Genomic DNA, 12,147 nt, shown 5'->3' with positions numbered 1-12,147 from the left:
GTCATTGCTCCTCGGGCAGTTGGGTTTCGACAAAGTCGGCGAGACGATCGGCTCTGGATCGCCAGATCTCGCGTTGCTCGGACAGCCAGGATTCAGCGGCGGCGAGCCGCTCGGCATTGATCCGGCAGGTGCGGACGCGGCCGATCTTCTCGGAGCGGATCAGCCCGTCTTTTTCCAGCACGCGCAGGTGCTTCATGAACGACGGCAGCGCCATGGCGAAGGGCGAAGCCAACTCCGTCACCGCCGCCGGCCCCCTGACGAGCCGGCCGACGACCGCCCTTCTGGTCGGATCGGCGAGCGCATGAAAAGCGGAGTCGAGCGCGAGTTGATGGTTATCCATATGGATAACCATGGGCAAAACTTAGCCGTTTGGCAAACTAAAAATCCTCCCCCACTTGTGGGAGGGGGACCGCGCGATAGCGCGGTGGAGGGAGTGGTGGGCCGCGAGCGATGACATATGTGGCCCACCCCTCCACCGCCGCTGCGCGTCGGTCCCCCTCCCCGTAAACGGGGAGGATTTTCTAGCTGTTAGAACCCCGCCGGCGCGGGCGAGATCGTCACCGTCGTGCCACCACGAATTTCCTGCACCTCCAACGCACGTTCGGCGATGCCGTCGCGGCTGAACCGGAACGCGCCGTCAATGCCCGAAAAGCCGTCCTTGTCGCGCAAGCGATCTTCGGGGAACGGAGCGCCGATCCGCCAATCGCGCGCGATGCGGATGGTCAGCAGCACCGCGTCATAGCCCATGCTCGACAGGCGATAGGGCGCGGCGCCGAACCGCGCGCGATATTTGACTGCATATTGGCGGTAGAGAGTGTCGGGCACGCTGGCGAACCACGCGCCGTTGAGCGCAGGCTTGGCGGCGATCGATGCCTCGGTATTCCAGCGCTCGGTGCCGAGCACGCGCGCGCCGGCTTCGCCATTACGGCGCAGCAGCGGAACGATCCCCGCTGCCGTCGCCCCGTCATCGACGACCAGGACCGCGCCGACCGAACCGGCCTTGCCGAGGCGCAATGTCGCGCCGGTGATCGACGGGTTGGTGTGATCGTAATTCTGCAGCGAGATCACCTGGCCCTTGGCGGATTCGACCGCGCGCAGAAACGCGGTCGACGCGCGCTGGCCGTAGACGCCGTTGGCCACCAGGCCGCCATAAGTGGTGATTCCCTGGTCGCGGGCATAATCGACGACACGCTCGATCGACTGGCCCGGCGAATAGCCCATTAGATAGGCGCCCGATCCGGCCAGGCTCGAATCGTTGGAGAAACTGATCACCGGAACCCCGGCGCGCTTGGCGATCGGACCGACCGCGCGAACGTCTTCGGCGAGCAAGGGCCCGAGAATCACCCGCGCGCCTTCGTCGATCGCGCGCTGCGCCGCCGCGGCGGCGCCGGTCGCGGTATCGTAAGTGGTGATGCGCAGCGAGCTGTTGTTGGTATCGAGCAAGGCGAGCTGGGTCGCGTTGGCGATGCTCTTGCCGACGCCGGCATTGTTGCCGGTCAGCGGGACCAGCAAGGCGACCATGTGATGCTCGTTATCGGTCGGCAAGCCGGGCATCACCGGCGGGGCGACCGGCGGGGCGACGACCGCAGGACCGCGCTCTACCGGCGGTCCGGAGCGCGGCACGACGGTCGAACAGGCGCTGAGCACCAGCAGTCCGAACAGGAAAACCGCCCGCTTTAATTGCGTCAGTCGTTGCGGTGCGGTTGCTGCCTCTGCCATGACGGTCCCCTGATGTCTGATGTTCTTATGCCCGGTCTCTATATCGTCGCCACCCCGATCGGCAATCTCGGTGACCTGTCGCCGCGCGCGGCGCACGTACTGTCGAATGCCGCCTTGGTCGCGGTCGAGGATACGCGCGTGACGGCGGGACTGTTCCGCCACATCGGCATAAAACGGCCGATGATCGCCTATCACGACCATAATGCCGACCGCGTTCGCCCCGGACTGATCGAGCGGATGGGGCGTGAGGCGGTAGCGTTGGTCAGCGACGCGGGGACGCCGCTGATTTCCGACCCCGGCTATAAACTGGTCCGCGACGCGCGGGCGGCTGGGCACGCAGTGGTGACGATCCCCGGGCCGTGCGCGGCGATCGCAGCGCTGACCCTGGCCGGGCTGCCGACCGATCGGTTCCTGTTCATCGGCTTCCTGCCGGCCAAAGCAGGTGCCAAGGCGGAGGCGATCGCCGAAGTGGCGGCGATTCGCGCGACTTTGGTGCTGTACGAATCAGGCCCGCGGCTGGCGGCGACTTTGGCGCTGCTGGCGGAGAAGCTCGGCGACCGCGAAGCGGCGGTGACGCGCGAAATCACCAAGAAGTTCGAGGAAGCGGTGACGGGAACATTGTCGATGCTCGCCGCGCGTTATGCCGAAGCAGCACCCAAGGGGGAGATCGTCGTGGTGGTCGCGCCACCGGGCGAGGCGGCACCGGCGAGCGTGGAGGATGCCGATACCGCGCTGGCCGAAGCATTGACGCGGCTGCCCGCGAGTAAGGCGGCGGGAGAGGTGGCCAAGCGGCTGAACCTCGATCGCCGCGAACTCTACGCGCGGGCGATGGAGATGAAGAAGTGATCTCCCCTCCCGTTTACGGGAGGGGTCGGGGGAGGGCGTGTGATCGATAAACCACGGACTGACAGACCCTCCCCTAACCCCTCCCGCAAGCGGGAGGGGAATAGAGACAGGCGCGCCGCCGAAGCCTCGGGCCGGCGCGGGGAACGGATCGCTGCCTGGTGGCTTCGGCTCAAGGGCTGGCGCATCCTCGACAAGCGCGTCCGCACGCCGGCGGGCGAAGTCGACCTCGTCGCGCGCAAGGGCAATTTGATCGCGTTCGTCGAAGTGAAGATGCGCGCGACCGCGGCCGAACTCGATTTCGCGATCGACGAACGGCGGCTCGCTCGGGTAGCGGCGGCAGCCGAAGTATTGATGCCGCGTTATGCCGGGCCGGGCGACGATATCCGTGTCGACGTTATCCTGCTGGCGCCCGGCACCAGGCCTCGCCATATCGAGAATGCGTGGATCGGGTGACATAGCCGACTAATACGCTAAAGCATCAACCGTCATGCCAGCGAAAGCTGGCATCTCTGGCGGTAAAAGCCCGACGAGACCCCAGCGTTCGCTGGGGTGACGAGTAAGGAAAGAGAATCGCATGCCGCTGAATGTCGCCGTCCAGATGGATCCCATGGAGTCGATCAACATCGCCGGCGATTCGAGCTTTGCGCTGATGCTGACGGCGCAGGCGCGCGGGCACCGGCTGTTCCATTACACCGCCGATGCGCTCAATTATCGCGATGGCCGTGTCTGGGTGAAGGCGCATCCGGTCACCGTCGAGCGCGCCGCCGGCAAGCATTTCAGCTTTGGCGAGCCGGTGAACCTGGATTTGGGCGACGAGGCCGATGTCGTGCTGATGCGCCAGGATCCCCCGTTCGACCTGGGCTATATCACCGCGACCCACCTGCTCGAGCGGATCGCGGACAAGACGCTGGTGGTCAACGATCCCGCCAACGTCCGCAACGCGCCGGAAAAGGTGTTCGTACTCGATTTCGCGCGCTTCATGCCGCCGACCTTGGTCACGCGCAGCCTGGAGGAAGCGCGCAAATTCCTCCACGAACATGGCGAGATCGTCGTCAAGCCGATCCATGGCAATGGCGGCAAGGCGGTGTTCAAGGTCGACCGCGAGGGCACCAATTTGTCGGCGCTGATCGAGGTGTTCAACATGACCTGGCGCGAGCCGCACATGCTCCAGGCGTTCCTGCCCGGCGTGGCGAGCGGCGACAAGCGCATCGTGTTGGTCGATGGCGAGATCGCCGGCGCGATCAACCGCATTCCGGGCGAAGGCGAATTCCGCTCCAACCTCGCGGTCGGCGGGTCGGCGGCGAAGACCGAATTGACCGCGAAGGAACGCGAGATTTGCGCGGCGCTCGGTCCCGAGCTCCAGAAGCGCGGGCTGCTGTTCGTCGGAATCGACGTGATCGGCGGCGAATGGCTGACCGAGATCAACGTCACTTCCCCCACCGGCATCGTCGCTATCGAGCGGCTCGACGGTGTGGATGTCTCGGCAATGATCTGGGACGCGATCGAGAAGAAGGTCGCGGCGAATGGCTAATTCTCCCCTCCCATTCATGGGAGGGGTCGGGGGAGGGCCTGTCTACTCCGCCGGCCGATCTACTTATCCCGACACGCCCTCCCCTAGCCCCTCCCGCAAGCGGGAGGGGAACAAGTGACCGAGTGGTTCCTCGATGGCCTCGAACAATGGGGCTATGCGGCGATCTTCCTGTGGATGGCGCTGGAGAACATCATCCCGCCGATCCCGTCCGAGGTCATCATGGGCTTCGCCGGGATCGCGGTCGCGCATGGCAAGCTCAGCTTCGCCGGGGTGATGATCGCCGGCACCCTGGGCTCCACGATGGGCAATTATTTCTGGTACTGGATCGGCCGCAACGTACCGTTGCAGAAGCTCAAGCCATTCGTCGACCGCAACGGGCGCTGGCTGACGGTCAGTTGGTCGGACGTCGAGCGAATCGACAATTTCTTCTTTCGCCACGGCCAATGGCTGGTGTTCGCGCTCCGCTTCGCACCGTTCGGACGGTCGATCGTGTCGCTGCCGGCCGGCATCTCGAAAATGCCGCGGTGGAAGTTCATCGTCTGGACATTGGCCGGAACGACGATCTGGAACGCGTTTCTGACCGGGGCGGGCTGGTATCTCGGCGCCAATTTCCGCGAAGCCGAAGGCTGGACCGGGCCGGCGGCGGTGGTGATCTGCGTGGCGATCGCGGCATGGTATGCATGGCGGGTCGTGACGTGGAAGCCGCGGGCTTAGACTCTCGACGCCTGAAATTCCCCTCCCTGATAGGGAGGGGCTAGGGGTGGGTGCGCGCGTCTGCGCGCCTATAAAGACTCACTCATCGCTCACCAAAAAGCGCCGGACGAGGCATCGAGCCTCGCCCGGCGCAACACCCACCCCTTGATCTCCTCCCTTGCAGGGAGGGGAAAACTGCTTCCCTCAAGCCCGCGGATGCGCGTTCCGGTACACGTCGAGCAAATGCGCGGCGTCGACTGCGGTGTAGATCTGGGTCGAGCTCAGGCTGGCATGACCGAGCAATTCCTGAAGCTGGCGGAGGTCGGCACCGCGCCCCAACAGATGCGTCGCGAAACTGTGCCGCAGCGCATGTGGCGTGGTGCGATCGGCCAGTCCGAGACGGATCCGCGCCGCCTGAACCGATTTCCTGACCACGCCGGCCGATAGCGGCCCGCCCTTCGCCCCTCGAAACAAGGGCTCGCTGCGCACCACCGGCCAAGGCGACGCCGCGACATAGGTGTCGATCGCCTCGCGCACCTGGGGCAGTAACGGCACGATCCGCGTCTTGTCGCGCTTGCCGGTGACCGCCATCGCCTCGCCCAGCGGCAATATCGCGCCGGTCAGCCCGACCGCCTCGCCGATGCGCAGCCCTGCGCCATAAAGCAGCAGCAGCACCGCCCAATCGCGCGCGGCAATCCAGGGTTCGGCGGCGTCCTCGGCGACTTCTTCGGCCAATGCGATTGCATCGGCGGGCGAGACCGGACGCGGCACGCCTTTCTTGACGCGCGGCCCGCGCATCCGCGGCGACGCCTCGTCCCCCGCCGCCCATTTGAGGAAGGTCTTGACCGCCGACAGCTCGCGGGCAGCCGAGGAATTGCCCAGGCCCTGTCCACGCCGCCGCGCGAGATAGGCGCGCAAATCGGCCGCCGTCACGCGGCCGAGTGCCGCGCGATCCGCCTCCTCGCCCCAATGTTCGCCGAGAAACTGGACCAGGCGGACAGCAGTCGCCTCGTAGGCGCGGACGGTATGCGCCGAGCGCCGCCGGTCGCGCGACAGATGCTGGCCGAACTCGAACGGCAGCGCCGTCACGGGCGCCGCGCCCGTTGCTTGGCCGAGACCGATTTGATTACCAGCCGCCCCTCGCCCGCCGGATCGATCGGCGTTGCAACGCTGGCTAGGGCGGCATCGATCAGCGCGGCGACCGCCGGGCTGTTCATGCGGTCGCCGACCAGCTTGACGTGGCGAACGGTATTGCCCTCGCCTTCCAGCAGTGCTTCGGGATCGGGCAATGTCGGGCCGTTGGACAGGAACAGGCTGACCCAACGCGGATAGCCAGCGACCGAGCAGATGATCGACTGGCGCTTCTCGCTCGCCCCAAACGCGATCGCGAGCGCGTTGTAATTGTCATAGACCAGGATCGTCGCGCCCGGCAGCCGCGCCGACACCATCGCCACCGCGCGCCGGATCGTCATCGCGATATCGGGCGTGAACTTGTCGATGAAACCGTCGAGTTGTTCCTGCGGGGTCACCCCCCAGTTCTAGCGCGACCTACCGGATGCGAACAGGTGGAACGCGGCTGCCGACGACTTGTGCGGTGCCGCGACCGATCGACCAGATCAAACGGGGCTCGCGGCGGTCCCAGCCAATCGCCTGGCCACCGGTCGGCATCGCGATCGTCGCGACGAGTTCGAGCACGCCACCGTTGGGCGGAACGCGAAAGGCATAGAGTTCGGGGCGGTCATGACCCGATACGTAGAGCAGCCCGTCCTCGCCCCAGTCACCGCCCGACGCGCTCTTGGGCGTCATCCGCGCGATCGCCTCTGCCGGGAACGACCAGTGGCCGGTCTCGCGCCATCGCCGGTCATAGCGCACCAACGTGGTGAAGCTGCTGTCGCGTCCGGGCTCGCCGCCCTTGCCGCCGTAATTGGCGAAGCATGCCCAATAGTGCCCGCTATGAGGTACGACCCAGGTCAGCGAGCCATAACCATGCCCCAGCGATTTCGACCGCAACAGGGTCATCGTGCGCGTATCGAACCAGTGGATCTGGCTCGACATCGGCACGCCAGGGTAATTGGAGGCTGCGCACATCAATTCACGGCCGATCACGGTGCAGGAATTGATATGCTTGAACACCGCCCTGTCGCCGTGCCACGCGCCGATCTTGCGCCCGGTCGCGCGGTCGTATTTGCCGATATCGGCATTGGAGATGGCATAAACGGCATCGCGGTCGGCGGCGGCGCCCTGGGTCGCCTCGACCGCGTCGATGCGGCGTACTGGCTGGGCGACGAGTTCGCTCGTCGCGCCCAGCCAGAAGAGAAGCGGCAACAGCATCAGAACTTCACCGACACACCGCCGTAGAAGGTCCGGCCATAGCGCTCGTTCTGGATCAGCCAATCGGTATTCCCGCCCTGATATTGGCGGGTCGGTTCGTCGGTCAGGTTTTGCGCCTCGAAAAAGAGGCGGGCGAATTTTGTCAGCTGCAAGCTCGCCTTGGCGTCGAGGCGGCGAAGGTCGTCATTACATTGGTCGTTATACGCCGGGTCGCCGACCGCGATCAGCGATTTGCCGGTATTGTGGAACGCCACCGACGCCTCGAACGGCCCCTTCTGATAGAAGAGTTCGGCGCCGTAGAGATATTTCGACTGGCTCGGGAAGCTCGAGGTGCGGCCGCTCGGGAGTGTCAGCGTCGAGTCGGTCAGTGTGCCGTTGATCGAGATGCCGAAGCCCGACAGGAAACCCGGCAGGAACGTCAGTTGCTGCTGATATTGCGCCTCGATGCCGATGATGTCGCCTTTGTCGGCATTGAACGGCTGGCTGACGCCGAACGTCGGATAGGTCACGCCGTTGAACGTGTAGTTGGTCAGCAATGTCGCCTTGCTGAAGATCGGGTTCTTGATGACCTTGGCGAATACGCCGACGCTCAACAGGCCGCCCTTGGCGAAATACCATTCGCCGGTCGCATCGAAATTGTGCGCGACATACGGCTTCAGGTCGGGGTTGCCGAGCGACATCGACGGCGGCAGATTGATCGTGTCGACCGAGCCGCCGGGCGACAGCAATGAATATTCGGGGCGGCCGATGCTCTTGGTATAGGCCAGGCGAAACACCGTCTTGGGCGACGGATCGATCCGTAGGATCAGCGAAGGCAGCCAATCGCCGTACGAACTGCTGCGGCTCGCCGGAATCACCGTCGCGTTGTTCTGCAGCTGGAAGCCGAGGATATCGAGGTCGGTGCGTTCGTAGCGCAAGCCGGGGGTCACGGTGATCGCGCCGAACTTGAGGCTCGCCATGACATAGCCGCCCCACACTTTTTCGCTCAGGCTGAAATCGGCGGCGGTGTTGTTGATCAGCGTGGTCGTGGCATCGAGCGGCATCAATGCGTCGCCGAGATGCTGGTTGGTGAAGGCGTTCAGCGCGGCGATGTCGAACACCGGGCTGTTGCGGAAGCATTGGTTGGTGTCGGCGCTGTTCGGATAGACGCAGATTCCCGGCGCGCCGAGATTATACTGGCCGAGCGTCCAGCGGTTGGCGCTGGCCGACGCGCGCACATAGGTCGGGTTGTTCTGGTCGAAATCGCGATCGCTGTTGCGATATTTGGCGCCGAACTTGACGAAGCCGCGATCGCCCAGGTCCCAGGTGCCGTCGATCTTGCCCTGCCAGATCTTCTCGGTGTTGAGCTGATGCGAGTAAGTATACTGGCGGAATTGCATCTGGTTCGCCGTGCATTCGGTCACAGGCGCCGCAGTGTAAACCTTGTCCGAAAAATCGAAATTGACCGTGCCGGGATTGCAGCGAAACTGCCAGATCGGGAACTGGTCCAGCGTCTCGTTCTTCGAATAGGCCGCGACGTAATCGAGCTTGAGCCGGCCGAACTCGCTGGCCCCGCCGGCCATGGTGGTGAACAGCCATTTCGCCTTATAGTCGAGCCGTAAATCCTCGCGCCGCTCGGCACCCGATCCGGTGACCGTGCCGGTTTCGCCGTCGGGGTTCAGCGTAAAGGCCGGACTGTTGACCAGCGCGGCAGTGGCGAAATCGAGACGGTAGCGCGGACGGATCTCATTCTCGGTGAACTTGGAATAGACGCCGCGGATGTAGAAGCTCTGATGCTCGCTGGGCCGCCAGTCGAACGATCCGGTCGCACCGATGCGACGGCGGTCGAGCGAATATTCGGTATATTTGATATTGTCGGGCACCCCGCCGCGGGCGAAATTCTTGCCGTTGAGCGCCGAATTGGGCTTCCAATTGTCGGGATAGAAGCCCTCGGAATTGAAGTCGCGATCCGAATAGCTGATCCCGAGCGCGAGGCCGAACTGCCCATCGGCGCCGAACCGGCCGGCGACCGAGAGATCGCCGGCAATCGGTACCTTCTTGTTGAGCGTCTGATACCCGCCCTTGAAGCTGCCGACGACGTTGAACGCCTTCTTGAAGTCGAACGCGGTCTGCGGAACCAGGTTGATCGTGCCGCCAATCCCCTGCCCGTCCATATCGGCGGTCTTGACCTTGGCGACCTCGACCCGATTGAGCAACTGGCCCGACAGGATGTCGAGCGGAAGCGAGCGCGTGGTGCCGTCAGGATTGCCGACCTCGAGGCCGTTCAGCGTATAGTGGTTGAGGTTCGACGGCACGCCGCGGATCGCGACATAGCGCCCTTCGCCCTGGTCGTAGGTAACGCCGACACCGGCGAGATGCTCGACCACTTCGGCGACGTTGCGATCGGGCAAGCGACCGATCTCGTCGGCCGCCGAGACGTCGACCACGCCGATCGCATTGCGCTTGGCCTCGATCGAACGGATCTGTTGCGCGCGCTGGCCGGTGACGACGATATCATTTGGCGTCCCGGCGGATGCGGTTTCCGACCCCGACCCCGGTGACGCCGGCGTGTCGTCCGGAGCCGATTGCGCATGCGCGGCAGTGGCGGTTCCTATCGCGATGACAGTGGTAGCGGCGAGCAGGATCGGCTTCACGAGCATTTCCCCCAAAATGGATCGAGTCTCGTGGCCGATGGCGCTGATTCGGGTCAGACGCAGGTCATTCCGGCGTCGGATCGGGGACTCCACGATGACAAAGCGATGAAATCGCCGCATCGCGGCAACCTGCCGGAAATACATGCGGCCGTCGCGAGCCGAGCATGAGGTTTCCCCGGGCCGACGGAATCGCCATATGAGCGGCAATGTCCCGCGCTCGCGTCCTCGTCATGAACTCCGCTCTGGGTCCGCTCGATTATCGCGTGCCGCATGGCATGACGGTCGAGCCGGGGTCGCTGGTGGTCGCGCCTTTGGGTCCGCGCCAGCTGCTCGGCGTGGTGTGGGAGCCCGAGCGGATGCCGTCGGACGCCGAGGTCGGCGACAATCGGTTACGCAACCTGATCGACGTGCTGCCGGTACCGCCGCTGACCGATGCGATGCGGCGGCTGATCGAGTGGACGGCGGATTATTATCTCGCTTCCCCGGTCTCGGTGGCGCGGATGGCGCTGCCCTCCTCCTCCGCGCTCGAAGGCGCGCGGACCGTTACCGAATATCGCCCGACCGGGCATGTCCCCGACCGGCTGACGCCGCAACGCGCCCAGGCATTGGAGCGGATCGGCGACCGCCAGGGTCTCGTCCGCGAGCTGGCGACGATCGCCGACGTATCCGACGGCGTGATTCGAGGCCTGGTCAAGGTCGGCGCGATCGAGGCGGTTGAGGTCGATATCGACAGCCCCTTTCCGCTCCCCAATCCCGGCCACGACGTCCCGGTTCTGTCCGAAGAGCAGCAGCGCGCCGCCGACGCGCTGACCGCCGACGTCGCCGCGCATGCCTTCAAGCCGACTTTGCTCGACGGGGTGACCGGATCGGGCAAGACCGAGGTCTATTTCGAGGCGATCGCCTCCGCGATCCGCGCCGGGCGCCAGACCCTGGTGTTGCTCCCCGAGATCGCGTTGACCGAACCGTTCCTGCAGCGCTTCACCGCGCGCTTCGGGTGCGAGCCGGTGGCGTGGCATTCGGGGCTGCGCCAGTCGCAACGGCGGCGCGCCTGGCGCGCAATCGCTACCGGCCAGGCGCTGGTCACGGTCGGCGCGCGCTCGGCATTGTTCCTGCCTTATTCCAATCTCGGCCTGATCGTTGTCGACGAGGCGCACGAGACCAGCTTCAAGCAGGAAGAGGGCGTGCATTACCATGCGCGCGATGTCGCGGTGATGCGCGGCAAGTTCGAGGACATTCCGGTCGTGCTCGCCACTGCCACCCCGGCGATCGAGACGCGCCAGCAGGTCGAGATCGGCAATTATGCCGAAGTGAAGCTGCCCGGCCGCTATGGCGCCGCGGAAATGCCCGATATCGAGGCGATCGACTTGTTGCTGGACCCGCCAGAGCGCGGCCGCTGGATCGCGCCCAAATTGGTCAATGCGATCGACGAGACCCTGGCGCGCGGCGAGCAGGCGCTGATGTTCCTGAATCGCAGAGGTTATGCTCCGCTGACTTTGTGCCGCGCCTGCGGGCATCGCTTCCAATGCCCCAATTGCACTGCCTGGATGGTCGAGCACCGGCTGGTCCGGCGGCTGAGCTGCCATCATTGCGGCCATGTCATGCCGACGCCGCGCGCATGCCCTGAATGCAAGGAAGAGGATTCGCTGGTCGCCTGCGGGCCAGGCGTGGAACGCATCGCCGATGAAGTGGCGGCGTTGTGGCCCGAAGCGCGTACCGCCATCGTCACCAGCGACACGATCTGGTCCCCGGCCAAGGCCGCCGAATTCGTCAACCGGATGGAAGCGCACGAGATCGACATCGTCATCGGGACCCAGCTCGTCACCAAGGGCTATCACTTCCCCAATCTGACCCTGGTCGGGGTGATCGACGCCGATCTCGGCCTGGGCGGCGGCGATTTACGCGCGGCGGAACGCACCTTCCAACAGATCATGCAGGTGGCGGGGCGCGCCGGGCGGGGCGAGAAGCCCGGCCATGTCTTCATCCAGACCCACGACCCCAAGGCGCCGGTGATGGAAGCGTTGGTGTCGGGCGACGCCGACGCGTTCACCGCGGCCGAGACCGAGGCGCGGCGCGAGGCCGGCGCCCCGCCGTTCGGTCGCTACGCCGCGATCGTGGTCAGTTCGGAAGATCAGTCTGCCGCCTATGACGTCGCCAAGCTGGTGGGCCGAACCGCCCCGCGGGTCGACGGGATGGAGGTCTATGGCCCCGCCCCGGCCCCGCTGGCGATGCTGCGCGGCCGCCATCGCTATCGCCTGCTGATCCATGCGCGGCGCGGACTCGACGTCCAGGATGTGATCCGCGCCTGGCTCGGCGGGCTCGACTGGCCGTCCAAGGTTCGCGTCATTGTGGACGTTGATCCATATAGCTTTGTCTGATGCAGGCTCCTAGCCTCCG

At 65.2% G+C, this 12,147-nt stretch carries 11 protein-coding genes; 5 read left to right on the top strand and 6 right to left on the bottom strand.

Features of this window, described 5'->3' with window-relative positions; all coding sequences use genetic code 11:
* Position 1: 1 nt before the first annotated feature.
* Both AC1DRD_RS02085 and AC1DRD_RS02080 read right to left on the bottom strand, forming a co-directional pair.
* Positions 2-352 (bottom strand): ArsR/SmtB family transcription factor, encoded by a 351-nt coding sequence (locus tag AC1DRD_RS02085; protein WP_478027712.1) that lies wholly within the window; start codon positions 350-352, stop codon positions 2-4.
* A gap of 176 nt (positions 353-528) precedes the next feature.
* Positions 529-1,719, bottom strand: coding sequence for a penicillin-binding protein activator (locus AC1DRD_RS02080; RefSeq protein ID WP_478039966.1), 1,191 nt, complete (start codon positions 1,717-1,719; stop codon positions 529-531).
* Between the two features lie 12 nt (positions 1,720-1,731).
* Here AC1DRD_RS02080 and rsmI point away from each other — a divergent pair, with 12 nt between their 5' ends.
* The 4 genes from rsmI to AC1DRD_RS02060 all read left to right on the top strand — a co-directional run bounded on the left by rsmI (position 1,732) and on the right by AC1DRD_RS02060 (position 4,810).
* Positions 1,732-2,565 carry a 16S rRNA (cytidine(1402)-2'-O)-methyltransferase gene (gene rsmI, locus AC1DRD_RS02075; protein WP_478039964.1) on the top strand — a complete coding sequence of 278 codons (834 nt, stop codon included), beginning with the start codon at positions 1,732-1,734 and terminating at the stop codon, positions 2,563-2,565.
* Between the two features lie 147 nt (positions 2,566-2,712).
* Positions 2,713-3,018, top strand: a complete 306-nt coding sequence (locus tag AC1DRD_RS02070) for a YraN family protein (protein ID WP_478040602.1) — start codon at positions 2,713-2,715, stop codon at positions 3,016-3,018.
* A gap of 121 nt (positions 3,019-3,139) precedes the next feature.
* Complete coding sequence (gshB, locus tag AC1DRD_RS02065) at positions 3,140-4,096, top strand: glutathione synthase (protein ID WP_478039962.1); 957 nt, start codon at positions 3,140-3,142, stop codon at positions 4,094-4,096.
* 114 nt (positions 4,097-4,210) lie between these two features.
* Entirely contained in the window at positions 4,211-4,810 is a 600-nt protein-coding gene (locus AC1DRD_RS02060; protein WP_478039960.1) for a DedA family protein, read from the top strand.
* Positions 4,811-4,993: 183 nt separating this feature from the next.
* Here AC1DRD_RS02060 and AC1DRD_RS02055 read toward each other — a convergent pair whose 3' ends face one another.
* From AC1DRD_RS02055 to AC1DRD_RS02040, 4 genes are read right to left on the bottom strand one after another with little or no spacing between them, the layout of a single operon-like run.
* Entirely contained in the window at positions 4,994-5,878 is an 885-nt protein-coding gene (locus tag AC1DRD_RS02055; protein WP_478039958.1) for a tyrosine recombinase XerC, read from the bottom strand.
* Complete coding sequence (locus AC1DRD_RS02050) at positions 5,875-6,318, bottom strand: hypothetical protein (protein WP_478039956.1); 444 nt, start codon at positions 6,316-6,318, stop codon at positions 5,875-5,877. The genes AC1DRD_RS02055 and AC1DRD_RS02050 overlap by 4 nt, the downstream gene beginning before the upstream one ends.
* A gap of 19 nt (positions 6,319-6,337) precedes the next feature.
* Positions 6,338-7,120 carry a hypothetical protein gene (locus AC1DRD_RS02045; protein ID WP_478039955.1) on the bottom strand — a complete coding sequence of 261 codons (783 nt, stop codon included), beginning with the start codon at positions 7,118-7,120 and terminating at the stop codon, positions 6,338-6,340.
* Positions 7,120-9,759, bottom strand: coding sequence for a TonB-dependent receptor (locus AC1DRD_RS02040; protein WP_478039953.1), 2,640 nt, complete (start codon positions 9,757-9,759; stop codon positions 7,120-7,122). Before AC1DRD_RS02040 ends, AC1DRD_RS02045 begins: the two co-directional genes overlap by 1 nt.
* Before the next feature lie 200 nt (positions 9,760-9,959).
* Here AC1DRD_RS02040 and AC1DRD_RS02035 point away from each other — a divergent pair, with 200 nt between their 5' ends.
* Positions 9,960-12,128: a primosomal protein N' gene (locus AC1DRD_RS02035; protein WP_478039951.1), complete on the top strand. Its 2,169-nt coding sequence runs from the start codon at positions 9,960-9,962 to the stop codon at positions 12,126-12,128.
* Positions 12,129-12,147 lie beyond the last annotated feature (19 nt).

Source organism: Sphingomonas sp. P4_G2, assembly GCF_056401155.1.
This window is presented reverse-complemented; position numbering and strand designations above follow the sequence as displayed.